We start from the raw sequence: 25,777 nt of genomic DNA, 5'->3' as shown, positions 1-25,777 counted from the left end.
GAGAACACCCATGACTTCCGCAACGCTGATCCGCCGTGCTGATCTGGATTTTCTTCTGCTCGACTGGCTGGGCGCGGACCGGCTGGCCGAGGTCCCGCGCTTTTCCGACATCAACCGCGAGACGCTGACGGCGTTGCTCGACTTGAGCGAGACCGTCGCCTCGCGCCACTTCCTTCCCCACTACAAGACGGCGGACATGGAGGAGCCGACGCTCGACGAGGGCGGGGTCCACATCCTGCCGGAGATCGGCGTGGCGCTCTCCGCTTATGCCGAGGCGGGCCTGTTCGGCCAGAGCTTCGCCCATGAGCATGGGGGCATGCAGCTGCCGCTGACGGTGGCGGCCGCTTCGTTCGCCCATTTCCTCGCGGCGAACATCGCCACCGCCGCCTATCCCATGCTGACGGTGGCGAATGCGCGCCTCCTGACCACCTTCGGCGGCGAAGCGCTCATCGATGCATTGGCGCGCCCGCAGATCGAGGGCCGCTATTTCGGCACCATGTGCCTGTCCGAGCCGCAGGCGGGCTCCTCCCTCGCCGACATCACCACCCGCGCGGTCGTGGACGGGGAGGACGGCCTCGGCCGGCGCTACCGGCTCACCGGCAACAAGATGTGGATCTCCGGCGGCGATCAGGACGCCTCGGAGAACATCTGCCATCTGGTGCTGGCGAAGATCCCCGGCGAAGGGGAAAAACTCGTGCCCGGAACAACCGGCATCTCACTCTTTGCCGTACCGAAGACCCTCGTCGTGCCCGGCGACTTCGCCGGCGAACGCAACGACGTGGTCGTGGCCGGCCTCAACCACAAGATGGGGTATCGCGGCACCGCCAACTGCCTCCTTAATTTCGGCGAGGGACAGCGCCACCGGCCGGGCGGCGCGTCGGGTGCGGTGGGCTACCTCGTCGGCGCGCCCGGGCATGGGCTCGCCATCATGTTCATGATGATGAACGAGGCGCGGCTGCAGGTCGGACTCGGCGCGGCCATGCTCGCCTATCGCAGCCACCGCCTCAGCGTCGCTTATGCCGGCGAGCGCGCCCAGGGCCGCCCGCGCGGCGCGACACCGGACATGCGCCCGATCCCCATCATCGCCCATGCCGACGTGAAAAGGATGCTGCTCGCGCAGAAGGCCTATGCGGAAGGGTCCCTGGCGCTGGTGCTCTACTGTTTCCATCTCGCCGACCTCGCCGAGGCGGCAGACGATCTCGAGGCGCGGCAACTGCTCGACCTCCTCACGCCGGTGGCAAAGACCTGGAGCTCGGAATGGGGCCTGGCTGCCAGCGACATCGCCATCCAGATCCACGGCGGATACGGCTACACCCGCGACTTCGACGTGGAGCAGCTCTATCGCGACAACCGCCTCAACCCGATCCACGAGGGGACCACCGGCATCCAGGCCATTGACTTCGTCGGTCGCAAGCTCATCCGCGACAAGGGCGAAGCCTTCACGCTGCTGCTGTCGCGGATCGATGCGACGATCGCGCGGGCCGCGGCGTCCGCTGTCCTCGCGGAGCCGGGGCGGGTGCTGAACATGGCGCGCGGCGCGGTTGCGGACATGGCGCAGACCCTGGTCGCCGATCCCACGGGAACCGGAGCCCTGGACAACGCCACCGCCGTGCTCTCCGCCTTCGGCCACCTGGTGGCGGGCTGGCTCTGGCTGGACCAGGCGCTTGCCGCAGAGGCGGCGCGCGATCGCCTGCCGGCATCGCTCGTGGACGGCAAGGTCGCCACCGCCCGGTATTTCGCCGCCTACGAGTTGCCGAAGATCCCGGGCTGGCTCTCGCCGCTGCGCGCCGCCCCGCATCTGTTGTCCGAGGTGCGCGCCGAACTGTTCTGAGTTGCCCCGCATTCCATCGCAACCTGAAGAAAGTCCGAACGGTGACAACGTCGGAAAGCAAGGGAGGAATCGATGTTCGCAAATGAGTCTGTGAAGAAAAGACTGGGTCTTGCGGTCCTATACACGGCGGTCGGCGCTGTCGCGCTGGCGGGCGCCTGTGTCGCGGAACCGTCGAACGGCGTGGTCCGTATCGGCGTGCTGAACGACCAGGCGGGCCCCTATTCCGATCCCCAGGGGCCGGGCTCGGTGGCCTCCGCCCGGCTCGCCATCGAGGACTTCGGCAGGAAGGTGCTGGGCAAACCCGTCGAACTGGTGGTCGGGGACCACCAGAACAAGGCCGACATCGGCGCCAGCATCGCCCGCAAATGGATCGACGTGGACGGGGTCGATGCCCTGGTCGATTTCGGCAATTCGGCGGTTTCGCTGGCCGTGCAGGACCTCGCCAAGAACAAGGCGGTCATCCTGAATGTCAGCTCGGTCACGGACAAATTGTTCGGCGAGAACTGCTCGCCCACCGGCTTCGTCTGGAACTATGATTCTTCCACCATAGCCAATGCCATGGGGCGCGCGACGGTGAAATCGGGTGGCGACAGCTGGTTCCTCATCGTCGCCGACTATTCGTTCGGCCACTCCCTGCAGCAGCAGATCGAGCGTGTGGTGGTGCCGGCGGGCGGCAGGATCGTCGGCGTGGCGCGTCACCCGGTGACGACCACCGACTTCAGCGCCTATCTCGTCCAGGCGCAGGCGTCGAAGGCCAAGGTCATCGCCCTGCTCAACGCGGCCGACAACACTATCAACTCCATCAAGCAGGCCGGCGAATTCGGCATCGTGGAGGGTGGCCAGAAGCTCGCGGCCACCGCTTTCTACTTCACCAACGTGCACAGCCTGGGGCTGAAGACGGCGCAGGGGCTCCAGTTCGTGGCGCCCTTCTATTGGGATCAGGACGACGCCTCGCGCGAGTTCACCCGCCGTTGGCGCGCCGAGCGCGGGACCACAAATGCCCCTACCCACTTGCAGGCCGGCGTCTACAGCGCGGTCCTCGCCTATCTCAGGGCGGTGGAGGCGGTTGGCACGGACGATCCGGTGAAGGTGTCCGAGAAGATCCGGGAGCTTCCGGTCAACGACTTCTACGCCAGGGGCGCGAAGGTGCGGGCCGATGGTCGCCTCATGAAGGGCATGACCCTCTACGAGGTGAAGTCGCCTGCGGACTCCAATGGCCCGTGGGACTATCTCAAGGCGGTGCGCGAGATGCCCGCGGAGGAGATCATCCGTCCTTTGAGCGAGAGCAACTGCCCATATGCGAGCGCGCGCTAGGCAGCGCAATTCTTTGGATCCAGCGGTTTCGGATACGAGGACGTTATCCCGACAACGTTGTGATCTTGTCCGGTCCGGCGGGCGCCCACATCGGCTTTCGCGCGCTTGCGAGTGACCTGCCCCCTTCCTGATCCCTCGATTTGAGTGAGAGTCCGTCACCCAAGGAGACGGACGTGAAAAAGAGCAGGTTTAACGAGACGCAGATCATCGGCGTGCTGCGCGAGCAGGAGGCTGTAGCGCTCGAACTTGTCGCGAAAACTGTTCTCCTTCTGCCGGATCGCAACCTGACCGGCGAGCCAGAGGTTGCGCCGAAGACGTGCATTTCCATACTTCGACAACCTGGTCTGGCCGCGGTATGTGCCCGACTGCTGGGTCGAGAGGTCCAGGCCGCAGAACTTCAGGAACTGGCGATGATGGCCGAAGCGACGGAGATCGCCGGCCTCGGCCAGAATGGCGAGGGCAATGATAGGTCCGATCCCTGGAATCTGTCCCAGGCGCTTATAGTCCTGGCTCTCGGCCAGGAGCTGGTCGGCCATGGCCTCGATCTCATTGCGCTGGCGGATCAAACTGCGCGCCTCGGCGATGACAAGCCGGAACATGCGGATGGCGGGTGCTTCGAGTGGGATGGGCAGGCCGATGGAGGTCTTGGCCGTCTCGTAGATGTCGCCGAGCAAGCGTTCCTTCGAGACCTTCCGGCCGACGACGCTCCAAGCGGCTTCAATGAACGCGGGTTTGTTCAATGCCGTGATGCTGGCCGGCGTGGGAAACCGATCCAGGAAGGCGAAGAACCAATCGCTTCGGCTGTTCTGGCGGAAGCGGTCGAGCTCCGGGAAGTAGAGCGGCAGATAATGTGTCTGGATCCGATGCAGCACCTGGGTCTTGGCGCCGGCGATCGCTTCGTGGGTCTTCGATAGCTCCTGGACGTCGTTGATGCCGGCGGCCAGCGGGTCATGGTAGGCTTGCGAGGCCCCAATCCGCAGCATGTGGAGAATGACCTGGGCGTCCTTGGGATCGTTCTTGTCCCAGCCGTTGTGCAGGGCCTCGCGCGTGCGGGCCAGGGCCACCGACGAAACCAGACGAACCTGGAAGCCGGCTTCGCGCAAACGCCAGGCGATCGGCCGGTGATAGTTGCCTGTCGCCTCCATGGCGCAGGCGACAGGCCGGTCAAAGCCCTTCAACAACACGATCAGCCGATCGTGCTCGGCGCGCGTGTTCAGGACTGTCATGCGCCGCCGCCGCTTCTGGCCGGGCGTCTCGATCAGCACCTCGTTCCGCGCTTTGGCGATATCAATCGCCACCAGAACGACGTCATCGGGCATAGGATGCAAAGTGGTCATGGTGGGTCCGTCTCCGGAATGAGGCTTTGAACACCGTCATTTTAGAGACCTGCTGACCGACCATGACCGCCTCAGCCGGCGCGCTGCGTGACGCAATGGCTCCGCGCGCCGGCTGAGGCTCCTTCCTTCCTGATGTGCTACGGGACCGAGATGACCAGCCGGGCCATACTGGAATGGACCAACCGCACCGGCCTGGAATGGCATTACATCGCGCCGGGCAAGCCGCAGCAGAACGGCTTCGTCGAAAGCTTCAACGGCAAGCTACGCGACGAGTGCTCGAACGAGGAGGTGTTCGCCACCTTGGCCGAGGCCCGCGTCGTCATCGAGCGCTGGCGGCACGACTACAACCATATCCGGCCGCACTCGGCCCACGGCGGGCTTACCCCTGAAGCGGTGCGGCTGCACCACGCGGCCGGACGGCTGCGCAACCTCGAAGGCTCCGCCGACCGGCCGCTACCGCCGGCGTCAGAGATCAGCTACCAAATCCCTGGACTCTCACAATGACTGAGGGACCGGCGGGGGCAGGTCACGAGGCCTGCTCGTGCTTCGCGCCGGCAACCATGTTCCGGCGCGCAGTTCGTTGACGACACACGGCTGACGTGGTGTATCATGGCTGTCACCCTTTGTGGGTTGTAAGAGCTTGCCATTTATATGGTAATGTGTAATACCATTTCCATGGTGAAGTCTGCGCAAAGGCAAACTGGAGAGCGGAAGGCCCTGCCGAGGCGATTCGTATCTGTCTCCAGCCAGGCACCGGTGATCATCGACACCGCGGCGGAATTGTTTCTCGATCGCGGGTACGAGGGCGTTTCCATCGACGCAATCACCGCGCTCGTCGGCGGGTCGAAGCGAGATATATACGCCCTATTTGGGGACAAGGAGACGTTGTTCCGGCGGGCGGTAGAAAAGCTTGCGACAGAGCGAGCGGATCTTTTTCGGGAAGTGCCACTCTCCGACGATCTCCGGGCGGCACTCACCTCGATCGGTCTCAAAATCATTGAGGTCCTCCTGTCACCTCGCGCGCTGGCGCTGCACAGACTGATCATATCGGAAGCCGCCAGAGCGCCGAACGCCTCAGAAGCTTTCCTAACGAACGCGCCGCTGAGGGCCTACGAAACGGTTGCGCAATTGCTTCGCCAACACGCGGCAAAGGGCGACGTCCTTGTGCCCGATGCGGACATTTCGGCACGCATATTCGTTGGAGCTTTGGTACAGGACCTGCAACTCTGGGCCCTTCTGGGCAAGGCTGTTAGTGAGACCGAACAGCGGGTGAAGGCGGAAGCCGTTGTTCAACACTTTCTCGACGGAATCGACATCCGGCGAGGCAAGGACGTCGGATAAACAAACACGGGAAGTCCAAGAGGAGGCTTATTTCTCAAGCGAAAGAGCCTCCTCCCAATCGGGGTGTCACTTCTGCAACTTCACGCGTGTGTGAGTGCCCTTGCCTTGCCCAGGATGGTGGTTAAGACTTGGGTAAGCTCCTGGCCAGGGTTCTTCGGGAGGGCGACAGTTCGCCAGCCAACAAAGGAATCCGGACGGATCAAGACTGCGCCCCCTTCGCTCAGGCCGTTCAGGGCTGCCCAGTTGTTCATCGAGTCCTCGTAGTCACCGTTCTCGCCGATCGTCACGAGATCGATAGGAGTGCCGACTTCGCCCGCCGCAGCCGCGATCGCCTCAAGCCACTCACGTCGTGCAGTTGGTTGTGTGACAAGGACAAACCGATCTATGACCGCCAGGTCGATGGTCGACTTCCGTTGCGAGCCGCGGTAGATCCAGGCGTGCGGAACCCGGTGACCGGGACGCGCCTCAGGGACGTACTCAATGATCGGGTCGGGATTCGGCTTGGGCCTACTTCCGTCCGAAACGATCCCTCCGCCGACGTATTGCTGACCCAGCTCCACACCGAGCATCCGAGTGCCGAAGTTGGTTTTGCGGAACATCTGTGCCATTTCGGTTCGCAACTGCTCGCCCTCGGGCGAGTCAGCGAAGAAGCGGTCCAGCGCATTCCAACCCGCCTGGCCCCGCTCGAACCCGCGGAGAACTGCGGCGACTTCCTCAGTCTGGCGTCCCAAGCAGGTGAGTGCCTGCTGGACGACTGTGCGGGCAATGGGGAGGCGCTCCTCCTCATAGCTGTGGAGCAATTCGAGGGTGGCGTTGCCCTTGGTGATCTGCGCGACTTTCCAGGTGGCGTTTTGCGCGTCGGCGACCGCCGTGTTGAGCCCAAGGCCACCTGCCGGTGGGTGGCGGTGTGCAGAATCTCCGAGGAGTAGGATCCTCCCGATATGGAGCTTCTCGGCGACGACGCCTCCGATGGACCACCCGCCCACTGAATGGATGACAGGCTCAAGGTCTGGAATTCCGATGGTTGTGCGAAGCATGTCAACAACGACCGCCTCATCCTGAGGAATGCCGGTTTCTGGCATGCCGATGTGGCAGACCCACTCCTCCGAGTCCGTGCCCCAACGGGTTGGTCCCATTTTTACCAGCGCTCCACTCCACAGGCCGTGACCGATGTTGTCCGGTGAGAGGAAGATCGTGATGGCCTGCCGGGGATCCTTGATCCAAGGGTGCAGTTGCGCGCTGAAATGGATAATCAAGGCCTGGCCGAGCTCCTGCTGACCAACCCAGCCAACACCGACCTCACGGCCCACCGACCGGCCGCCGTCAGTGCCTAGCACGAACTCCGACCGGACCTCCCACTCCACACCGTTTTCGACATTCCGGACCCTCGCCGTCACGCCGGAGTCATCCTGCTTGAGCTTCAACAGCTCCTGGCCATACTGGATTCGACCCGGCGCACAGCGCTTGGCCTCCTCATTCAGGAGTGGCTCGACCTGGATCTGAGTGAGATTCGTGTACTCACACGGTGTTGCATTTGCGTAACGCGTGACGTCCTCACCACCGCCCCACGCGTCCACGTGGCCGATCTCTCGCCCATGGAGCGGTGTCGGACCTGCGAGGGACGTCATCCAGTTGAACCGGGAGAAGCGCTCGATGGGTCCGCCGCGACGGTAGAACTCCTCGTCGAGCCCCAACTGCCGGAAGATCTCCATCGTCTTCGCGCTGACGATGTGTGCCTTAGGAAGGCCGTGGACCGCGCGCCGCCGCTCCAGCAGAATGTGGTCCACGCCCATTCGCGAGAGCATGATGGATGCGGTGAGCCCCGCAACTCCGGCTCCGACAATGAGGACAGGTATATGCTTGAAGTGCGCCTTGGCGCCAGGGGTAACTACCTGGGGTTGCACCTACTTTCTTTCCGTAATCTGAGCTACATCGCGTTCGAGCGCCAACTCTCCGAGGCGCATGAATGAGCATCGCCTATCCTGCGAAGTCCCGCGCATCAATGCTGGAGACGAAGGGTGTTTACTTCGGCAGACGGAGCGAAGTCGCTTCCGACTCCGCGAGGAATGTCATCACACCGGAGGTGCTGTGAAGACACCCTTGTCAACATCGTTGCGCATCTCCTCGAACACCTCTTCGGATATCGGATCAGCAATGCCCCATTGATCTGCCGTCATCGGGTCGGTCGCATCGTGGATGGTCGGGTGCCAGGTGTCTTCGTCGATGACCTGAAGTTCGGTGGTGTACTCCAAGACATTTCCGTGAGGATCGAGGAAGTAGGAGAAGGTGTTGTTGCCGATCCGGTGTCGACCAGGACCTCAGAGCTTTGACGCTCCGGCGCGGAGCAGTCGACCGGTACCGCGCATGTACTCGTCCAGGCCACGCATCTCAAATGACAGGTGATTGACCGAGGTGTGTGGTCCTTGTGCGAAGGCGATGGAGTGGTGCGTCCGGTCGATTCGCATGAAATGAAAGAGATCACCTGCACTCGGGTGTGCCAGCGTGTCGGAGAGCTTGAAACCGAGATGCCGCTCGTAGAAGGCGCGCGTGATACCAATGTTGGGGGAGTTTACCACCACGTGCGACAGCTTGACCGGGATCGACTCACCCTTCTCGATCGCTCGAGGCATTCGCCGTGCCACGTCCGCAGATACTTCGATGACTCTTCCGTCAACGTCGAAGAAGCGGAAGCCATAGCCCCCTCCGGGCGTACGGAGCCTTTCGGGTTCGGTGACCAATTGGATCCCAGCGGTGCCTAACACCAGGGCGAGCTGGTCGACGTCGGCTTCGGTCTCAGCTCCAAACGAGATGAGGTCGAGTCGCTTCTCCTCGGCCCGTCGGATGCGCACTGAGTAGCGTTCAGGGGAACCCTCGGCAGCGAGGAAGGCGATTCCGGCATCAGAATCGGCGATGGTCAGACCCCACGTCTCGGTGTAAAAGGCAACTTGCCTTTCGAAGTCTGGCACCGCGATGTCGACATGCCGAAGGTGGGTCAACAGACGCTGGCCCATTTGTGTATTCTTTTGCTCACTAGATTCGTGAACAGAACGCATCTCATGGCGTGCAAAGGTGGTACTGCGGTCTGCCGCCGTATAGCCCAGTTCGGAATTCCCATGGGTGGGCATGGCTTGTCTCCTCCTGTTTAGTTGGTAGGATTTAGGGCGGGCGTCTGGTGGCGCGCTCCTCTAAGAAAGATGTGCGGTCTCGCTCACTGGGACGTGACACCATCCCAGGCGAGGTACTTGGTTTCCAGAAACTCGTTCATGCCGTACTGCGAACCTTCGCGGCCTAAGCCACTTTGCTTGACACCGCCGAACGGGGCCACCTCATTCGAGATGAGGCCGCAGTTAATGCCCACCATGCCCGATTCGAGCGCTTCGGCGACACGCCAGATACGCGCATGGTCACGACTGAACAGATAAGCTGCCAAGCCAAACTCGGTGTCATTGGCCAAGGCGATCGCTTCGGCCTCGGTCTTGAAGCGAAGTAGCGGCAGCACCGGTCCGAACGTCTCCTCACGCGCAATCGCCATGCCCGCCGTGACTCCCGCGATCACCGTCGGCTCAAAGAATGCTCCGCCAGCCGCATGGGGCTGTCCGCCGGCGAGAACCTTGGCGCCACTGGCCACCGCATCGCGCAGATGTCTGCACCTTGTCGGCGGCCGCGCCGTCGATCAGTGGCCCGATTTGCACCCCGTCGTCCAACCCGTTCCCGACCTTTAGCTGTGTAGCACGAAGAGCGAGCCGCTCGGCCAGTGCGTCGTAGATACCGTCCTGCACCAGCACGCGATTGGCTGCGATACACGACTGTCCAGTGTTGCGGAACTTGGCCGCCAAAACCCCCTCGACCGCGGTCTTCAGGTCGGCGTCGTCGAACACGATGCACGGTGCGTTGCCGCCCAGTTCCATCGAACACTTCTTGATGGTCGCGGCAGACTGCAGCAGCAACACTCGCCCCACTTCTGTCGAACCGGTGAACGTGACCTTGCGGACTAAGCGGTGCCCCGTGAGTACGCTACCGATAATACGCGTGTCATTGCCGGTTACCACGTTGAACACGCCCGCCGGTACGCCCGCGCGGAGGGCCAATTCACCGAGTGCCAAGGCGGTTAACGGCGTCTGGCTGGCAGGCTTGACCACCATGGAGCAACCTGCAGCTAGCGCCGGGCCGGCCTTGCGCGTGATCATCGCAGCGGGAAAATTCCACGGCGTGATGGCCGCACACACACCCACAGGCTGCTTGAGCACCACGATGCGCAGGCCCTCGCGCGGCGCCGGGATCACATCGCCGCGCACGCGCTTGGCCTCTTCGGCAAACCACTGCACGAAGGAGGCGGCGTAGTCCACCTCGCCGCGCGCCTCCGACAGGGGCTTGCCCTCTTCCAACGTGATCAAAGTGGCGAGATCCTCACGGCTCTCAACGATCAACTGGTACCAGCGGTTGATGATCTCATGGCGCTGTTTGGCGGTGGTGGTCTGCCATTCACGGAACGCGCGATCCGCGGCCTCAACAGCTGCGACGGTCTCGGCTTCCTGACAGCGCGGCAGCGCCTGCAGTGGCTCCCCGTTCGCCGGGTTGTGCACGACATACTTGCCAGCTGGCATGTCTTCGATCCAGCGGCCGTCGATCAGTGCGCCGGTGCGCCAGAGCGCAGCATCTTTCAATAGCTTCTTCATGATCAGCGGCCCTCAATCTGGATGCCGGCCCACGATGAACATGTGGTCCGGATCGTCGGTCACAGGAAGTCCGCTCGCCTGAAGTCCCTGCCGGAAACCCTTCATGAATTTGTCCGGCACCCGCATCGCCGGCGCACGCAGCGGACCACCATTGAACCCGGCTAGCCAATCCTGGTACTTCCACATCGTTCGGTTGAGAACAGACGTCCCACCAATGTACGCATGGGCTCCCGCAGCGTTCGCATTCCGTGCTGGACTGACTTGCCAGTACAGCTCCATCGCCTCAGCGAACTTTCCTTCGCGCGCCAACGCAAAAGCTCTTGGGTAATAGTCGCTCATCCATTGCGTGTTGCTTGTTCCCGAGAACTGCAGCTTCATCAGACCCATCAAGGGAATGGCGTCCGACTCGATCGGACAGCTGATCACGACTTCCTCCCTGAAATGGTGATACATCTCGCATACTCCACCAATCAGCGGATAGCCCTGCTCTGCCTTGATCGCGACGATGTTGGGACAATCCCGAAGCAGGCGTCGCACCAGATCTACCGACATCCCCGCAGGATGCACGCGCTCAAAGCCCCAGAGCGGGAGAGGAAACAGCATGACGGCGAGCTCGGTGGCATCGCAGAGCTCCCTGGTGTAGTCGTAGATCTCCCGCTCCGAATTTGGCCAGAACTGGCTAGGGTAGGACAAGAGAACAATGTCTGCCCCGGACTTCTCGGCCAGCTTTACCGCCTCGATGTTTTCCGACAAGGTTCCAAACGCTGCGTGGAAAAATATGCCGAACTCCGATCCCGCAGACTCCCTAGCGATCGAAGTGAACAACGCGTTTTCCTGCGGAGTTATTGCAACCTCCGTGCACAGCAAGGTGTAGGAAAACCCCAGTTTTCTGACTAGATCAATGTCGTGACGGATCCCGGATTGGTTCAATCGCCTCAGATCGGAGGTGTAGCTTGGGATCGTTACCGCGGAGCACCCTTTGAGGTGTTCGCGTGCCCATGCACGCGCGTCGTTCTTTTTGTACTGATGCATGATTTCACTCTTGATAAATGAGCTTCTGCTATTTGGTGACCGTGCACAAATCAACGCTTGGTGTCTGCGCCGAGATCTTCGGCACTTTCCATTTCTCCTGACGTTGCCCCTCCTGGCTAATCCAGCTTGAAGTTCGTTCTGGCCCAATGAGAGGACCAGAACATGAGGCGCAGCCGCTTCACCGAGGAGCAGATCATCGGCATCCTGAAGGAGCACGCGGCCGGGGTGCCGGTCTCGGACCTGTGCCGGAAGCACGGGGTCAGCGACGCTAGCATCTACAAGTGGAAGGCCCGTTTCGGCGGGATGGACGTTTCGGAGGCCAAGCGGCTGCGGGCGCTCGAAGACGAGAACGCCAAGCTGAAGCGCATGCTCGCCGACGCCATGCTGGACAACGTGGCGCTGAAGGATCTCCTGGGAAAGAAATGGTGACGTCCGCTGCCGAGCGCAGAGCTGTCGCCCACCTCATGGACGTCCATGGGATGAGCGAACGGCGGGCGTGTAAAGCCACCGGCTTCTGCCGCATGACCATGAGATACAGAGCCACGCGCGGGACTGACGCTTCGCTGCGTGAGCGGATGAAAGCCATCGCCCAGGAGCGGCGGCGGTTCGGGTATCGCCGTCTCCACGTCCTGCTCAGGCGCGAGGGCTTCCGGGTCAACCACAAGCGCGTGTTCCGGCTCTATCGCGAGGAACGGCTGATGGTCCGCCGGCGAGGGGGCCGCAAGCGGGCCATCGGGACGCGGGCGCCGATGATGATCCCGATGCGACCGAACGAGCGCTGGTCGCTCGACTTCGTCGCCGACCAGATGACCGATGGTCGGCGCTTCCGGATGCTGGCCATCGTGGACGATTGCACCCGCGAGTGCCTGGCGCTCGTGGCGGACACGTCGCTGTCCGGGGTCAGGGTCGCTCGCGAACTCGACAGGCTTCTGGCAGAGCGCGGCCGGCCCAAGATGATCGTCAGCGATAACGTCCTATGTTGGGAAGGAAAGCGGCTGATTGGGCAGCATGTCTCTGTCCACGAGATTGCGCTCGTGGGGTGATGGTCGTCAATACGCGAACCAGGCGGCCCCTGCTGGGAAGGAAAGAGTTCTCGGCCATAGCAAACACAGGGTCCATCGGCGCACCGTGGCCCTCACCGTCCTTAAGACGAGATATCGATCCAGGCAGGAGACCCGAGCATTATCTACAGGGTCGCAGGCTGCGCCCTCACGGCACTGCTGAGAGGGGTTCTCCCACCTGGCACCGGCCCCTCGACAAAGGGCCGGTAATCGTCACCGCTTTTGATGATGGCGTGCACCACGCGGGCCATCTTGGCGGTGATCGCGGTCAGCGCCTTGCGCCTGAGATCGGCGTTGTGCCGGTCGCGGGCGATGTAGCGCTCGAACTTGTCGCGAAAACTGTTCTCCTTCTGCCGGATCGCAACCTGACCGGCGAGCCAGAGGTTGCGCCGAAGACGTGCATTTCCATACTTCGACAACCTGGTCTGGCCGCGGTATGTGCCCGACTGCTGGGTCGAGAGGTCCAGGCCGCAGAACTTCAGGAACTGGCGATGATGGCCGAAGCGACGGAGATCGCCGGCCTCGGCCAGAATGGCGAGGGCAATGATAGGTCCGATCCCTGGAATCTGTCGCAGGCGCTTATAGTCCTTGCTCTCGGCCAGGAGCTGGTCGGCCATGGCCTCGATCTCATTGCGCTGGCGGATCAAGCTGCGCGCCTCGGCGATGACAAGCCGGAACATGCGGATGGCGGGGGCTTCGAGTGGGATGGGCAGGCCGATGGAGGTCTTGGCCGTCTCGTAGATGTCGCCCAGTAAGCGTTCCTTCGAGACCTTCCGGCCGACGACGCTCCAAGCGGCTTCAATGAACGCGGGTTTGTCCAATGCCGTGATGCTGGCCGGCGTGGGAAACCGATCCAGGAAGGCGAAGAACCAATCGCTTCGGCTGTTCTGGCGGAAGCGGTCGACCTCCGGGAAGTAGAGCGGCAGATAATGTGTCTGGATCCGATGCAGCACCTGGGTCTTGGCGCCGGCGATCGCCTCGTGGGTCTTCGATAGCTCCTGGACGTCGTTGATGCCGGCGGCCAGCGGGTCATGGTAGGTTTGCGAGGCTCCGATCCGCAGCATGTGCAGAATGACCTGGGCGTCCTTGGGATCGTTCTTGTCCCAGCCGTTGTGCAGGGCTTCGCGCGTGCGGGCCAGGGCCACCGACGAAACCAGGCGAACCTGGAAGCCGGCTTCACGCAAACGCCAAGCGATCGGCCGGTGATAGTTGCCTGTCGCCTCCATGGCGCATGCGACAGGCCGGCCAAAGCCCTTCAACAGCACGATCAGCCGATCGTGCTCGGCGCGCGTGTTCAGGACTGTCATGCGCCGTCGCCGCTTCTGGCCGGGTGTCTCGATCAGCACCTCGTTCCGCGCTTTGGCGATATCAATCGCCACCAGAACGACGTCATCGGGCATAGGATGCAAGGTGGTCATGGTGGGTTCGTCTCCGGAATGGGGCTTTGAACACCGTCATTTTAGAGACCTGCTGACCGACCATGACCGCCTCAGCCGGCGCGCTGCGCGACGCAATGGCTCCGCGCGCCGGCTGAGGCTCCTTCCTGATGTGCTATGGCAGTGAGTTCACCTCCAACGCCATTCTGGGCTGGGCCGACGCGGCTCGGGTCGAGTGGCACTACATCGCGCCCGGCAAGCCGATGCAGAATGGCTTCATTGAGAGCTTCAACGGCCGCCTGCGGGACGAGCTGTTGAACGAAACGCTGTTCTCCAGCCTGTCCCAGGCCAGGGCCGCTCTCGCCCGGTGGCAGGTCGATTACAACACCGACCGGCCGCACTCGAAGCTCGGATGGCAGACGCCAAGCGCCTTCGCCTCAACGTTCCACCCGCGGCGGGATCAGACGCTCCGCATCATGAACGGCTCCGCGTCTGCCCCCGCCGCTCCGCACGCCCGACAGGGCAAATCCAACCGCCAGAACGAACTCACCGCTGGATAGAAGTTGGGGGCAACGTCACTCCACAGGAACGATGCCGACCGGAATTGGCGTGCCAGCTGATGTTTCTCGTGCCCTTAGGAGCAGCATTTCCGCTATCACCACATCCTGTAATGCGGAGCCGACAGACTTGAACAGAATGATTGAGTCTGGCGTTGGGCGCGCTTCCTGCTGTCCACTCACGATCGAAGAAAGAGAGCACATTTTTTCTTTGAATATGACACCTTCATCTTTCGCTTTCAGCATGTCACCTGTTTCATGACCAACCTCTTCGGGGATGTCCGCCACGATGAGGTCCGCGCGGCGGATGACATCGACATCCACCTCACGCTGCTCCGGCAGCGTCGATCCAATGGAAACCACTGTCATGCCGGGTCGAAGCCAGGCACCTCGAAGCACAGGAGATTCGTCACGAGATCGGGCGGCACAGATCACGACATCAGCACCGCTTACCGCATCTTCTGCCGAGTCGCAGGCCCGTACCCTGAGATCCGGAATCAGCGTCGCGAACTTGCCGACGTAGCGAGCACGGCTTTCTGGACTTGGGCTGAACACGCTAACGGATTCGATCCTGCGCATCGACGCAAGGGCCTCAAGTTGCCCCTGCGCCTCAAATCCCGTACCAATCACAGTGACCCTCAGCGCTCGATGGGGTGCGATCGCATCAACTGCGACTGCAGATGTTGCAGCGGTACGTATGCCCGTTACTTGATTGCCGTCGATGAGCGCAGCCAAATTCATTGTCTTTGCGTTGAACAATGAAATTAGGTAACTTACATATCCACTTCGAGGTGAAGCGGCGATTAACTTGCATCCCATGAAATCCCCGCTGGGCGATATCGCCGTGAGACTTCGCAACCAAATTCCGTCACCTCGGGCCATTGTACGTGGCGGAAGAGCGGGACGATCGCGAGATGCTGCATATGCGCTTCGCAGCGCCATCACCGCATTTCGCCATTCGCACAGCTTGCCTACATCTTTATCAGTCAAAAAAAGTGTGGGTGGAATCTGCGTTCCTACGAGGAGGTCATTTGATTCAAACATTTTAGGAATCCGATGTAGATTGAAGTGCTATGGAGTATTGATATCCGATATATCGCCAAATGATGCCGCAAGTTGTGGAGGCGACATCAATATTTGAAAACTGCGGGTCGCCCGGCCGAAGCGGGCGCCATCAGCGGCACGATGATGTTGGCCCACACGCGCGTCTCGTATCCGGCGTAGTTTTCCTGATATACGTCGCGAGTCAGCTTCAGTTGAACGTTGACGATATCGAAGTCATAGCCGATGAGACCGCCCAGCGCGAATTGACTCTGCTTCTGGTATCCATAGTACGGCGTCGACAGATCGGTGGAACCGAAACCAACCGCGCCGATCTCGAACTTGCCGAACTTCTTGGTGGCCGTCAGGTCCACGTTGAACCAAGCGGGCGCGCCGCCTGTGCCCTGCGCGCCGGTGCCATAGTAGAAGGTGGAGGAGAGATTCCATCCGTCCCGGAGATAGCTGAGGGCTGCAAGGCCCTGCCAGGAGAGAAAATCACGGCCCACTTCCGAGCTGATTGGTAGATAAATGCCGCTCTGGAAGCCTCCAAAGAAGCCATTGCCGAGATCCCACTTGACCTGCAAATCAATAATGGCATTGGCCATGCCTGAAAAGCTCGGCCCGTTATCTATGTCGACGTTCACGTAGGGCATGGTTACGTCAAGCATGATGACGCCACCAGCTAGCTTGTAGGGAGTCGACCAGATCAGCCAAGCGGGAGCAATTGCGCCGACATTCACGTTTGGATCAGAATCTCGCCATCCGTAGCTGGGAAAGGTAATGGACCACAACCCCTCCGGCAGCGGCGCGCCCATTGGAAGTCCGGTCGAGAGACCTGGCAAAATTTGGGACCCGGCGTACGAAGGTGTAGCAGGCAGAGTCGCGAGAACGCAACATGCACCAATTAGCATCGCAAAATTCGGCGTGTTCATGATTAAGTTCCCATCCCTAACTTTATTTCTTTTCGTGGCGATGCAGGTTGAAATTGTTTTACCTGCCACTATTTAGGTATTCTCTCTGCTGCAAGTCGTGACATTGGGCGCCATTGCGTCGACCGTGTCGGTGACGTATCCGTATCTGTTGATTAGGCAGCTCTGCTGCTGCCCTTCACGATGTCGAGGACAACATCCACGATCATGTCTTCCTGGCCCGCCACCAGGTGACGGCGGGCTTGTGAAGTGGCGTTGCACGGCACGTGCAGAATGCTCGTTCGAATGAGTCATCTCAGGCGCTCGCGCGTGACGCGAGAGCCATTTCCCATCTCAGCTTTCCATAGTTCAGCTTGCCTCGTGCCCGCTTCGCCAAGAACACGAATTCCCGCAAGCGCGTTGCCGAATTGCTGGAGTTGACAACCATCGCGATGTCGTGGGCCTCCCCAGCCCAACCGGTCTCAAGTCGCACTCCGCGTCATAGCGCGAGTTCCGTCGATTTTCGGAAGCGTTGTGTCTGGCGCGTCCATCAAGTAACGGGTGTACTGGTCGTTCGGTGGCTTTGATCACGGCGGCGGTACCTATCTTGGTTCCCGCTGCTGGTCTGTTGTCCACCACAATGGGAACACCCAACTGCTGCGCGATCCTGTCCCGCACGACTCTTGATGCGCCATCCGTAATACGCCGAACTGATTGCCGAGCGATCATCTTGATCGGCGTTTGAAACAGTCGGCCCTTACTCTGTGCCGAGTCTAAGCAAGCCGGAACAGCGCCCGGGAGCTACTGGAGGTTGAATTGCATGTCGCCCATCTCCGTGTACCGCAAGCCGCTTAACTTGCGTGATATTCTTAGAGGGACTGTAGGATGCGCGGAAGCAAGCAGTAAGCCCTGCCGTCTCATTTCAGCTATCGCGAATGTGCGAAAGCTCCAATAGGCTGCGTGCGGTATGCGACGATGTGGTTTGCCGCAGGCTGATAACGGTGTCGGACGTCGGGCCAGGTACGGCGCTGACCTTCTGCACCGCGGTAGATGATCCCGGTCGGTTCAGCGGCACACGCGCCGTGGATGCGCATTTCGGCGCGACGCTGCGGCGTTACCAATCGGGCGAGGCCGATCGGATCGGCCACATCAACAAACAGGGCGACACTCTGGCGCGGCCAGCGCTCTTCAACAGGGTGCTATCGACTACAGAAAATTCGGTCACGCAATTGAAACAGAATACGCGCGACCTCCCGCGTCGCTGATGTACGCGGCCGCATTTGCGTAGTACCGAGAACTACCTGCCGCATAAGCCGAGGTTCAATGATAGGACAGGAGCTGAGTAATCCGGAGGCCACACGGGCTGCTACGGTGGTGGAGGCGACGATTGCATAGCCCGCCCCTGCAATCGCGAGTTCTTGTTGCAGTAAAACGGAATCTGCTTCCATGGCGACGTTCAGCTCGACGACCTGCTTTTTTGCCAGAAGGTCAAGCCTCGCCCGTAGCAAGTGTGGCGGCGCCGGCACAATCAGCGGAAGGCCTTCCAAATCTGCGAACCGCACTTGATTCTGACTTGTGATGGGATCTCCCGGCACGCCAATAAGGTGCAAACTGATCTCAGCCATGCAAGGCTCACCGGGTCTTGCCTCGCTGTCTTCTCGCAGCAGCAGCGAGAGATCCAAACGACCTTGCTTCAACCATTCCCCTAAATGGGCGCTATCTCCGTCCATGAAATGCAGTCGTACTAAAGGGCACTGATCGCGCAAGGTTTGGAAGAGCGGGCCTGCGAGTGTCGGTGTGAGTGAAGGCAGCAACCCAACGCGAACCTCACCCATGGGTTCGTTTCCCACGGCCCGAATGTCAACAACTAACCGCGCCGCCTCATCCATAAGAGGGCGAATTCGAGCAAACACAATCTCGCCGAAATCCGTAAGCACGACGCCCCTGCCGGTGCGCCGAAACAGCCGCTGACCACATTGCGTCTCCAGAACTCCGATTTGCCTGCTGAGTACTGATTGCGGGCAATCTAAATGCTCCGCAGCGCGTGTGAAATTTCCAATTTGAGCCACTCTAACGAATAATTCCCATTTTGGATCGATGATCACCGTCACATTCAACCTCTCAAGCTACCTGCTGCCCTTGCACCCTTTACAAAGAACATTCATGGCAAATCCGGGAAGCTGGGATCTTCTACAGGGGGCCAGTTTGGGAATGATGTTGACCTTAACCGATCACCCTTGGAGTGAGGACGGCACCTACACCTGAGCCCTGCGACGGGCGCCTTTGAGCTCTCGGCATGGCTCGCGCCACGCCGATCACGTTGTGACACCGCTATCTTGGCATTTGACAGGACCTCACTTGATCGTATGGCGGTTCCTCGAGGGCAGCTAGGTGTTCAGTCCCGGCTTTTGGCGGATTGGATCGAGGGTGAATCTTTCAGGCTCGTTTGTCCAGCATTTGCAGATGAACTCATAGGGGGTGGGGCTTCTGCCGATCTGTGCGGGTCCAACGGCGGTGCCTGGCTTGCCAAGCAGACCGTGCCGAAGGACGAGCGTCTCGCGATCAAGCGGCACCTTTGCGAGTTCGACCGTCTCGGCGCGGACCTGAAGGTGATCGAGCGCGACCGCACATGCTCGGCGCTCGTGGATGAAGGTGTGATGCGGTTGATGACGATCTCAGGTATCGACATGGTAGCGGGCCTGGCGACGACCGCGGCGATCGGCGACATCAGCCGGTTCAGCAGCCTGCGGAAGCTGGCGAGCTCCCTTGGTCTCAATCCGCACTCCAAATTGACGCTTTCGATGGTGGGTTTCCATTGACTGGTACTCGCAGTTACCTTATGTGGTAATCAATATTACCAATGTGAGAGAAAGCTGCCGCCCTTTCGGCAGGATGAGCCCGGAACGCAACGCGACTACCCAAATGGGATGGGCCGCGATCTGCATAAGATTGGAGAGCCAAAGATGGCAGATACCGGTCACGCAGTTGCACCGGCTATGGCGCCGCCGCCGCTGACCAAGCGAGCGTTGATCGCGCTGCTCGGCATCTTTCTGTCTGCGATGATGTCGGGGCTCAACAGCCGCAGCGGCTCCCTCGGCCTTGCCGATGTTCGTGGTGCGCTCGGCTTCGGTTCTGACGACGCTTCCTGGTTGAATACTTTCTACTCAGCGGGCGAACTCGTCGCCATGCCGTTCGCAACTTGGTTTGCCATTACCTTTAGCGCGAGACGCTTTCATCTGGTACTCGTCACAGTGTCGTCTCTGATCGCGATGGTGCTTCCGTTCGTTGTTGACCTCAACCTGCTGCTCGTGCTGCGGACAATACAGGGGATCAGCGCTGGAGCGCTTATCCCTCTGCTGATGATGATGGCATTGAGAACGCTTCCACCTTCCATTCGCCTGCATGGCCTTGCCCTTTATGCCATGACGGCCACGTTTGCACCGAACGTCGCGATCTGGATCGTCGGGCAATGGACAGACGTCCTTGTGGATTGGCGGTGGCTGTACTGGCAGTTCATTCCGGTGGCGATTGTTTCAGGATGTATTGTCGCTTGGGCATTGCCGCGTGAGCCGATTGCCTGGAAACGGTTCTCGTCTATCAACTGGCCAGGCATGCTTGCCGGAATAACTGGGCTTTTCCTGCTGGCGGTGGCGTTCGATCAGGGCACCCGCCTCGATTGGTTCAACTCGCCGGTGATCAGCACTGCCATGACAATAGGTCTTGTCTGTTTGGTGGCCTACGGCGCCTCTGAATGGTTTCACCCGGCGCCGTTTATCAAGTTCCAGCTCCTGTCGCGCCGAAACCTTTCTATCGGTTTCACCATCTTCATCCTGATGCTGATCGTTCTCATATCGGGCGCGGTATTGCCGTCTTCCTTCCTCGCATCAAACTGGGGCTACCGTGCCTTGCAAAGCGCCCCGATCGGGCTGCTAATCGGGGTTCCCCAGCTCTTCGCCGGCTCGTTGGTCGCGTTTCTGCTCTACCAGAAATGGGTGGATGCGCGGTTTGTCTTCGCCGCCGGGCTCGCGCTGATCGGCCTATCCTGTTTCCATGCAGCCCGGGTCGACACCACCTGGACCTGGGAACAGTTCGTCCCCGCCCAGTCTTTGCAAGCGGTTGGCCAGCCGATGGCGGTCGTCTCGATGTTGTTTCTCGCGACCAGCGTCGTGCAACCGATGGAAGGGCCCTATATCGCCGGCTTCGTCAACACGTTGCGATCCATCAGTACGCTCATTGGTGGCGCGCTCGTCAACTGGCTGATGGAGGTCCGCGAGCACTTCCATTCCTATATTCTTGTCGATCGGTTCGGGTCCATCGGACAGAGCCTTCCTCAGGTTGAGGACATCACGGCATTGAAAACGGCGATCAATGCGCAGGTCGTCGCTCTCGCGACCGCGGATGTCTATCGAGTCCTCGGCACCCTGGCTTTTGTCCTGGTGCCGCTTGCCCTCCTCATGCAATTCATCCCGGCGCCGAACCCTACGCCACAAAACTCCCCACAACTCTCGCCGGCAAATGGATAAAACATGTCGCGTTTCATCAGGCTGGCCGCCGGCGGCCTTCTCATTGCGGTTGCCGCAGGAAGCTATCTCTACTTCAACCGTCCCGAGTTCACGGCCTTACGCCAATCGACCGACGATGCATATGTGCTGGCCGACTTTACCAACGTTGCATCCAGGGTGGCGGGTGTGGTCGAGGCGGTTCTAGTCGAGGAAAACCAGGTCGTGAACAAGGGCGATCCGCTGGCGATCCTCGACGATCGTGATCTGAGGATCGCAGTGCAGAATGCGCAGGCTGCCATCGCCGTCAATGAGGCGAGCATCAAGACCCTCCACGCGCAAATTGAGCGTCAGGATGCGCTCATCATCGAAGCGCAAGCCGCCATTGCCTCAGACGATGCCGTTCTCAGCCTGGCACGCGCAAACGAAGCCCGAATGCGCGAACTGGTGGGATCAGGTGCCGTCACCAAGCGAGGCTTCGACGAGGCGGTGTCAACCCTCGGGACAGCAACGGCAACCCGAGACAGCCATGTCGCGGCGCTCAACGCGGCTCGACGGCAACTCGATATCCTCAATAGCCAGCTGGACGGGGCTCGGGCGGCACACGATCAGGCCCAAGCCAGCCTCGCCGATGCCAATCTACGGCTGTCCTACACGAGGATAGCGGCGCCCATCTCCGGCACCGTCGGTCAGAAAGCCGTGAGAACGGGCGCCTATGTCACGGTCGGAACAACGTTGCTGTCGATCGTCCCGTTGGACAAGCTCTATGTCCGCGCCAACTTCCGGGAGACGCAGCTGGCTCGCGTCCGACCCGGCCAATCCGTCAGGATCGTTGTTGACGCCCTCCCGGGTCAGGTGTTCGCCGGCATAGTCGACAGCCTCGGACCCGCCAGCGGAGTCAGCTACTCGGCCATTGCCCCGCAGAACGCCACTGGAAACTTCACGAAAGTCGTTCAACGCTTACCGATCCGGATCAGGATAGAACCCGACCAGGCCGGCGTCGATGCGCTTCGTGTGGGGATGTCCGCAGTGCCTGAGATTCTGATCGAGTAGCTATACCTCTATAGTCGGCATGACAAGATTGAGAGCGCTATCGCTTTAGACGTTAATGATGCAAATAGTCGATAAAATTGAAAATTCATGAACGTTAATAATAAATATGACGCCTGGAGAGAACGATGGAAGGTTTTCAAATTATATTCTATACTCAACAGGATCGGATGCTTGGTCTTGTTCCACTTGCTCAGTGGTTATTCGATGAAGCGAAACGACATGCCATTCGGGGAGCGACCATGACGAGTTCGCTTAGGGGCCTGGGGCACGACGGCGCGACACATGCTGCCGGCTGGTTCGATCTCTCGGATCAACCGGTACAGGTGACGATGATCGTCACACCTGATGAGTGCGAACGCATGCTTGAATATCTTAGGCAAGAGCATGTGAAAGTGTTTTACATGAAAGTGCCTGTGGAGTTCGGCATTTTGGGCGCGGACATGTAATACCAACGGCCCTGTGATCTGACTCACGGGGGTCTTTTCGGCGTCGGGGTTCACTGATTCCATGGTGCGGGGAGGATTCGCGCCATGCCTGCTGCGGTGAAGCTTCGGACGGACTATTCGGCCTTGGACCTGCGGCGGCTGGCGTCCGGGTCAAAGCACGCCAACCAGAGCCGCCGGCTTCTCTCGCTGGCCGCGGTTCTCGACGGCATGGATCGGGAGCTGGCTGCGCGGATCGGCGGCATGGACCGCCAGACGCTGCGCGATTGGGTCCAGCGCTTCAACCAACACGGCCCGGACGGGCTCCGCGACGTTCGATCCAAGGGTCACCCGCCCAAGCTGTCGCAGGACCAGCTGCTCAAGCTTGCCGAACTCGTCGAGACCGGCCCCGACCGTGCCGTCCATGGCGTTGTGCGCTGGCGTCGCATTGACCTGCAGAAGATCGTCCTCGCGCGCTTCGGCATCGCCTATCACGAGCGCACGATCGGCAAGCTTTTGAAGCAGATCGGCTTCTCGCACATCAGCGCGCGGCCCCGCCATCCCGGGCAGGACGAGCGCGTGGTCGAGGCGTTTCAAAAAATGCCGCGGCGACGCTGAAGGCTCATCTCGCTCATCTCCCGAAGCGCCAGCCTGTCGAACTCTGGTTCCAGGATGAGGCGCGCATCGGCCAGAAGAACGGTCTCGTCCGGCAATGGGCCAGGCGCGGAACACGGCCGCGTCAGCCGGCGGACCAGCGCTATGAGAGCGCCTACCTGTTCGGCGCCATCTGTCCGGTTCGCGGCGTCGGAGCCGCGCTCGTCATGCCCTTCGCAGATACTCACGCCATGCAGGCCCATCTCGACGAGATCGCCGTGACCGTGGCAAAGGGCGCGCACGCCATGCTCCTGCTCGACCGCGCCGGATGGCACACCATCGGCAAGCTCGCCGTGCCCAAGAACATCTCCCTGGTTTTCCTGCCGTCGCGTGCACCAGAGCTCAACCCGGTCGAGAACATCTGGCAGCACCTGCGTGCCAACTGGCTCTCGAACCGCGTCTTCGACACCTACGATGACATCGTCCAGGCCGCCTGCGACGCGTGGAACCACCTCGTCGCAAAGCCTGAAACCATCACATCAATCGGAAGGCGAAACTGGGCTCATATCGGTCATTCATAAGGGCCGTTGGTATCATGTCCACCAAGTCCGCCAGCCCGGTCTTTGACTGGGCCGATCCCTTCCACCTCGAGGTCCAGCTCACTGAGGACGAACGGCTGGTGCGCGATACCTCGCGCGATTATGCGCAGGACACCTATGAGGGCACCCACGACATTCACGCGCTGATCATCGGCCGCGCCATCACCGGCATTCAGGCCTTCGCCTGAGGTTAGGTTGACAGGCCCCTCTCCCGCCGCGAGGGGAGAGGGGCATATTTCTCGGAAGGCCTTCCATGTCCGATGCTCCGCTCTCCGGCCTGCGTGTCCTAGAACTGGCTCGCATCCTCGCCGGCCCGTGGTGCGGGCAGACGCTGGCCGACCTCGGCGCCGAGGTGATCAAGGTGGAGCGGCCGCAGGCGGGGGACGATACCCGCAGCTGTGGCCCCCTTTCCTGAAGGGCGCCGACGGGGCCGACCTCGGCGCCGCTTATTTCCATGCCACCAACCGGGGCAAGCGCTCCGTCGCCATCGACTTCGAGACCGCCGAGGGGCAGGCCGCCATCCGCGCTCTGGTGCTACGCAGCGATGTGCTCATCGAGAATTTCAAGGTCGGCGGGCTGAAGAAACACGGGCTCGATTTTGAGAGCCTGAAGGCGCTCAATCCGCGTCTCGTCTATTGCTCCATTCCCGGCTTCGGCCAGGACGGCCCTTATGCCCCGCGCGCCGGCTATGATTTCCTGGTGCAGGGCATGGGCGGCATCATGGACCTTACCGGCGAGCCGGAGGGCGAGCCGCAGAAGGTGGGCGTCGCTTTTGCCGACATCTTCACCGGCCTTTACGCCACCGTCGGCATCCTCGCGGCCCTGCGGCGGCGCGAGGCGACGGGGGAAGGCGGCCATGTGGACATGGCATTGCTCGATACCCAGGTGAGCGTGCTCGCCAACCAGGCCATGAACTATCTCGCCTCCGCCCGGGCGCCGAAGCGTATGGGCAATGCCCATCCCAACATCGTGCCCTACCAGGTGTTTCCGTGCGCCGATGGCTATTTCATCGCCGCGGTGGGCAATGACGGCCAGTTCGCCCGCTTCTGCGCCGTGCTCGGCGCGCCGGAGCTGGCGCAGGAGGCGGATTTTTCCACCAATCCCGAGCGCGTCGCCCATCGCGCGGCGCTGGTGCCGCAGCTCTCCGCCCTCACCGCTGCTTTCCGGCGTGACGACCTTCTCGCGGCGCTGGAGAAGCAGGGCGTGCCGGCCGGCCCCATCAATACGGTGCCGCAGGTGTTCGAGGACCCGCATGTGATCCATCGCGGCCTCAAGGTGAATCTACCGGAAGCCGGCAGCGGCACTGTGCCGGCGGTGGCGAGCCCCATCGTGCTCGACGGTGAACGGCAGGTGGCGAAGAGTGCCAGTCCCCGCCTCGGTGCCGATACCCAGAAAGTGCTGGCGGCATTGAAGCGTACTTTGCCATACCGCTAGCGCAGAGTCATTTTACACCCGCGCGTACCCTGCAGTATAACCGTCACTTCAAAATTCATTTTATTTTTTGCCGAAACCCATCGAATGATGATAGCCGACAGTTCGTCATTTGTGCGAAGATGTGCTTTCCGCAATAGCGTATTGAGCTTAAGGACAGTGCTTTCAATCGGTTTGAAGTCAGGCGAATAGGATGGTTGGCGGGAGAGCCTCGTGCCGGTCCTCTCGCGCGCTTTCCGGAGTGCCGTTGATCTTGTGGGCAGGCAATTTGACCGTGCCGACGATGTAATCGGACAAGAGCTCCGCCGGAAGAAGCCGCTCGTCAAGCGTCCGAGGAACGTGGCAGCCGACGCCGAGGCGCTCTGCCAGGCTGCCTTGCGCCCAATCAAGCACCTCGTGGCCCGGAAGGGCGAGGCTAAGCAGGCCTGCGTTACGATCTTCCACCGCCGTGACATTCTGGTCGGGCAGTACACGTAGGTCATCCACGCGATCCTTGGTCCTTTCTCCGAACATGTTTTGATTGCGCCACCAGGCCCCTTCCAAGTCAAGCGGTTGATCGCGCAAGATCGAGCATCTTGCCTCAGACCTGTTGTCGGTAGCCCGCACTTACCTTGGTGTGCTTTTCGGGGCGGATGCGTGGCGAAGGGTGTGAGGAGGTAAAAGGACAGGTATGGTGCAACGTCGGTGAGGTGGGGTCAGCAGAAC

The 25,777-nt window shown here is 61.0% G+C and carries 20 protein-coding genes and 6 pseudogenes; 14 read left to right on the top strand and 12 right to left on the bottom strand.

Features of this window, described 5'->3' with window-relative positions; translation table 11 throughout:
- The first annotated feature begins 10 nt into the window (after positions 1 to 10).
- Together FBQ73_RS18215 and FBQ73_RS18210 are read left to right on the top strand one after the other, a co-directional pair.
- Positions 11 to 1,831: an acyl-CoA dehydrogenase gene (locus FBQ73_RS18215; RefSeq protein WP_138400915.1), complete on the top strand. Its 1,821-nt coding sequence runs from the start codon at positions 11 to 13 to the stop codon at positions 1,829 to 1,831.
- 72 nt (positions 1,832 to 1,903) lie between these two features.
- Entirely contained in the window at positions 1,904 to 3,145 is a 1,242-nt protein-coding gene (locus tag FBQ73_RS18210) for an ABC transporter substrate-binding protein (RefSeq protein ID WP_138400914.1), read from the top strand.
- A 197-nt stretch (positions 3,146 to 3,342) separates the two neighbouring features.
- On the opposite strand, the pseudogene FBQ73_RS18205 reads toward FBQ73_RS18210, so the two are convergent.
- Positions 3,343 to 4,482: pseudogene (locus FBQ73_RS18205) on the bottom strand (IS110 family transposase); the annotation flags it as partial.
- 141 nt (positions 4,483 to 4,623) lie between these two features.
- Here FBQ73_RS18205 and FBQ73_RS18200 point away from each other — a divergent pair.
- Positions 4,624 to 4,986, top strand: a pseudogene (locus FBQ73_RS18200) (integrase core domain-containing protein); the annotation flags it as partial.
- A 252-nt stretch (positions 4,987 to 5,238) separates the two neighbouring features.
- On the top strand, positions 5,239 to 5,823 hold the full coding sequence (locus tag FBQ73_RS18195) for a TetR/AcrR family transcriptional regulator (protein ID WP_170218965.1): 585 nt from the start codon (positions 5,239 to 5,241) through the stop codon (positions 5,821 to 5,823).
- Positions 5,824 to 5,903: 80 nt separating this feature from the next.
- Here FBQ73_RS18195 and FBQ73_RS18190 read toward each other — a convergent pair whose 3' ends face one another.
- The 5 genes and pseudogenes from FBQ73_RS18190 to FBQ73_RS18175 all read right to left on the bottom strand — a co-directional run bounded on the left by FBQ73_RS18190 (position 5,904) and on the right by FBQ73_RS18175 (position 11,531).
- Positions 5,904 to 7,727: an FAD-dependent monooxygenase gene (locus FBQ73_RS18190; protein ID WP_138400911.1), complete on the bottom strand. Its 1,824-nt coding sequence runs from the start codon at positions 7,725 to 7,727 to the stop codon at positions 5,904 to 5,906.
- Between the two features lie 168 nt (positions 7,728 to 7,895).
- Positions 7,896 to 8,075, bottom strand: coding sequence for a VOC family protein (locus FBQ73_RS22940; RefSeq protein WP_210236819.1), 180 nt, complete (start codon positions 8,073 to 8,075; stop codon positions 7,896 to 7,898).
- Positions 8,076 to 8,141: 66 nt separating this feature from the next.
- The gene (locus FBQ73_RS18185) at positions 8,142 to 8,948 is read right to left on the bottom strand and encodes a VOC family protein (RefSeq protein WP_210236818.1); all 807 of its coding nucleotides are present in this window, start codon (positions 8,946 to 8,948) and stop codon (positions 8,142 to 8,144) included.
- Positions 8,949 to 9,031: 83 nt separating this feature from the next.
- A pseudogene (locus tag FBQ73_RS18180) lies at positions 9,032 to 10,499 on the bottom strand (NAD-dependent succinate-semialdehyde dehydrogenase).
- 12 nt (positions 10,500 to 10,511) lie between these two features.
- Complete coding sequence (locus FBQ73_RS18175) at positions 10,512 to 11,531, bottom strand: dihydrodipicolinate synthase family protein (protein ID WP_138400910.1); 1,020 nt, start codon at positions 11,529 to 11,531, stop codon at positions 10,512 to 10,514.
- A gap of 162 nt (positions 11,532 to 11,693) precedes the next feature.
- Between FBQ73_RS18175 and FBQ73_RS18170 the strand changes: the two are divergent.
- Positions 11,694 to 12,502, top strand: a pseudogene (locus FBQ73_RS18170) (IS3 family transposase); the annotation flags it as partial.
- Positions 12,503 to 12,717: 215 nt separating this feature from the next.
- On the opposite strand, the gene FBQ73_RS18165 reads toward FBQ73_RS18170, so the two are convergent.
- Positions 12,718 to 14,010, bottom strand: coding sequence for an IS110 family RNA-guided transposase (locus FBQ73_RS18165; RefSeq protein WP_138400909.1), 1,293 nt, complete (start codon positions 14,008 to 14,010; stop codon positions 12,718 to 12,720).
- A 137-nt stretch (positions 14,011 to 14,147) separates the two neighbouring features.
- Here FBQ73_RS18165 and FBQ73_RS18160 point away from each other — a divergent pair.
- Positions 14,148 to 14,528 (top strand): annotated as a pseudogene (locus tag FBQ73_RS18160) (integrase core domain-containing protein); the annotation flags it as partial.
- A gap of 15 nt (positions 14,529 to 14,543) precedes the next feature.
- Here FBQ73_RS18160 and FBQ73_RS18155 read toward each other — a convergent pair.
- The 3 genes from FBQ73_RS18155 to FBQ73_RS23560 all read right to left on the bottom strand — a co-directional run bounded on the left by FBQ73_RS18155 (position 14,544) and on the right by FBQ73_RS23560 (position 16,761).
- A complete protein-coding gene (locus tag FBQ73_RS18155; RefSeq protein WP_138400908.1) occupies positions 14,544 to 15,569 on the bottom strand; it encodes an ornithine cyclodeaminase family protein in 1,026 nt (341 codons plus the stop codon).
- 86 nt (positions 15,570 to 15,655) lie between these two features.
- Positions 15,656 to 16,498 carry a transporter family protein gene (locus FBQ73_RS18150; protein ID WP_138400907.1) on the bottom strand — a complete coding sequence of 281 codons (843 nt, stop codon included), beginning with the start codon at positions 16,496 to 16,498 and terminating at the stop codon, positions 15,656 to 15,658.
- Between the two features lie 152 nt (positions 16,499 to 16,650).
- Positions 16,651 to 16,761 carry a hypothetical protein gene (locus FBQ73_RS23560; RefSeq protein WP_170218964.1) on the bottom strand — a complete coding sequence of 37 codons (111 nt, stop codon included), beginning with the start codon at positions 16,759 to 16,761 and terminating at the stop codon, positions 16,651 to 16,653.
- A gap of 648 nt (positions 16,762 to 17,409) precedes the next feature.
- Between FBQ73_RS23560 and FBQ73_RS23555 the strand changes: the two genes are divergently transcribed.
- Positions 17,410 to 17,739 carry a transposase gene (locus FBQ73_RS23555; protein WP_138400905.1) on the top strand — a complete coding sequence of 110 codons (330 nt, stop codon included), beginning with the start codon at positions 17,410 to 17,412 and terminating at the stop codon, positions 17,737 to 17,739.
- On the opposite strand, the gene FBQ73_RS18130 is transcribed toward FBQ73_RS23555, so the two are convergent.
- Entirely contained in the window at positions 17,674 to 18,585 is a 912-nt protein-coding gene (locus FBQ73_RS18130; RefSeq protein ID WP_210236817.1) for a LysR family transcriptional regulator, read from the bottom strand. The two genes, FBQ73_RS23555 and FBQ73_RS18130, sit on opposite strands and share 66 nt — an antisense overlap.
- A gap of 426 nt (positions 18,586 to 19,011) precedes the next feature.
- On the opposite strand from FBQ73_RS18130, the gene FBQ73_RS22840 reads away from it, so the two are divergent.
- The 7 genes and pseudogenes from FBQ73_RS22840 to FBQ73_RS18095 all read left to right on the top strand — a co-directional run bounded on the left by FBQ73_RS22840 (position 19,012) and on the right by FBQ73_RS18095 (position 25,075).
- Positions 19,012 to 19,293: a transposase gene (locus FBQ73_RS22840; RefSeq protein WP_170218961.1), complete on the top strand. Its 282-nt coding sequence runs from the start codon at positions 19,012 to 19,014 to the stop codon at positions 19,291 to 19,293.
- Between the two features lie 144 nt (positions 19,294 to 19,437).
- Entirely contained in the window at positions 19,438 to 20,997 is a 1,560-nt protein-coding gene (locus FBQ73_RS18120; RefSeq protein ID WP_210236816.1) for an MFS transporter, read from the top strand.
- Positions 20,998 to 21,000: 3 nt separating this feature from the next.
- The gene (locus FBQ73_RS18115) at positions 21,001 to 22,026 is read left to right on the top strand and encodes an HlyD family secretion protein (RefSeq protein ID WP_138400903.1); all 1,026 of its coding nucleotides are present in this window, start codon (positions 21,001 to 21,003) and stop codon (positions 22,024 to 22,026) included.
- A gap of 125 nt (positions 22,027 to 22,151) precedes the next feature.
- Positions 22,152 to 22,472 carry a DUF190 domain-containing protein gene (locus FBQ73_RS18110; RefSeq protein WP_138400902.1) on the top strand — a complete coding sequence of 107 codons (321 nt, stop codon included), beginning with the start codon at positions 22,152 to 22,154 and terminating at the stop codon, positions 22,470 to 22,472.
- A gap of 84 nt (positions 22,473 to 22,556) precedes the next feature.
- A protein-coding gene (locus FBQ73_RS18105) for an IS630 family transposase (RefSeq protein WP_138400901.1) occupies positions 22,557 to 23,623 on the top strand; the annotation gives its coding sequence in 2 pieces (ribosomal slippage) (positions 22,557 to 23,043 and positions 23,043 to 23,623; 1,068 coding nt in all).
- A 14-nt stretch (positions 23,624 to 23,637) separates the two neighbouring features.
- Entirely contained in the window at positions 23,638 to 23,829 is a 192-nt protein-coding gene (locus FBQ73_RS18100) for a hypothetical protein (RefSeq protein ID WP_138400900.1), read from the top strand.
- 65 nt (positions 23,830 to 23,894) lie between these two features.
- Positions 23,895 to 25,075: pseudogene (locus FBQ73_RS18095) on the top strand (CaiB/BaiF CoA transferase family protein).
- Positions 25,076 to 25,252: 177 nt separating this feature from the next.
- Here the strand turns inward: FBQ73_RS18095 and FBQ73_RS18090 are convergent.
- A complete protein-coding gene (locus FBQ73_RS18090) occupies positions 25,253 to 25,636 on the bottom strand; it encodes a hypothetical protein (RefSeq protein WP_138400899.1) in 384 nt (127 codons plus the stop codon).
- Between the last annotated feature and the right edge of the window lie 141 nt (positions 25,637 to 25,777).

This window comes from Xanthobacter autotrophicus, assembly GCF_005871085.1.
Classification (GTDB): Bacteria; Pseudomonadota; Alphaproteobacteria; order Rhizobiales; family Xanthobacteraceae; genus Xanthobacter; species Xanthobacter autotrophicus.
This window is presented reverse-complemented; position numbering and strand designations above follow the sequence as displayed.

Bases quoted from the DNA above. Each gene is read 5' to 3' on its own strand.
- FBQ73_RS18175 (WP_138400910.1), bottom strand. From the start codon at position 11,531: ATGCATCAGTACAAAAAGAACGACGCGCGTGCATGGGCACGCGAACAC.
- FBQ73_RS18115 (WP_138400903.1), top strand. From the start codon at position 21,001: ATGTCGCGTTTCATCAGGCTGGCCGCCGGCGGCCTTCTCATTGCGGTT.
- FBQ73_RS18165 (WP_138400909.1), bottom strand. From the start codon at position 14,010: ATGACCACCTTGCATCCTATGCCCGATGACGTCGTTCTGGTGGCGATT.
- FBQ73_RS18155 (WP_138400908.1), bottom strand. From the start codon at position 15,569: ATGTTTGAATCAAATGACCTCCTCGTAGGAACGCAGATTCCACCCACA.
- FBQ73_RS18100 (WP_138400900.1), top strand. From the start codon at position 23,638: ATGTCCACCAAGTCCGCCAGCCCGGTCTTTGACTGGGCCGATCCCTTC.
- FBQ73_RS18120 (WP_210236816.1), top strand. From the start codon at position 19,438: ATGGCAGATACCGGTCACGCAGTTGCACCGGCTATGGCGCCGCCGCCG.
- FBQ73_RS23555 (WP_138400905.1), top strand. From the start codon at position 17,410: ATGTGCGAAAGCTCCAATAGGCTGCGTGCGGTATGCGACGATGTGGTT.
- FBQ73_RS18185 (WP_210236818.1), bottom strand. From the start codon at position 8,948: ATGCCCACCCATGGGAATTCCGAACTGGGCTATACGGCGGCAGACCGC.
- FBQ73_RS18150 (WP_138400907.1), bottom strand. From the start codon at position 16,498: ATGAACACGCCGAATTTTGCGATGCTAATTGGTGCATGTTGCGTTCTC.
- FBQ73_RS18215 (WP_138400915.1), top strand. From the start codon at position 11: ATGACTTCCGCAACGCTGATCCGCCGTGCTGATCTGGATTTTCTTCTG.
- FBQ73_RS18210 (WP_138400914.1), top strand. From the start codon at position 1,904: ATGTTCGCAAATGAGTCTGTGAAGAAAAGACTGGGTCTTGCGGTCCTA.
- FBQ73_RS18110 (WP_138400902.1), top strand. From the start codon at position 22,152: ATGGAAGGTTTTCAAATTATATTCTATACTCAACAGGATCGGATGCTT.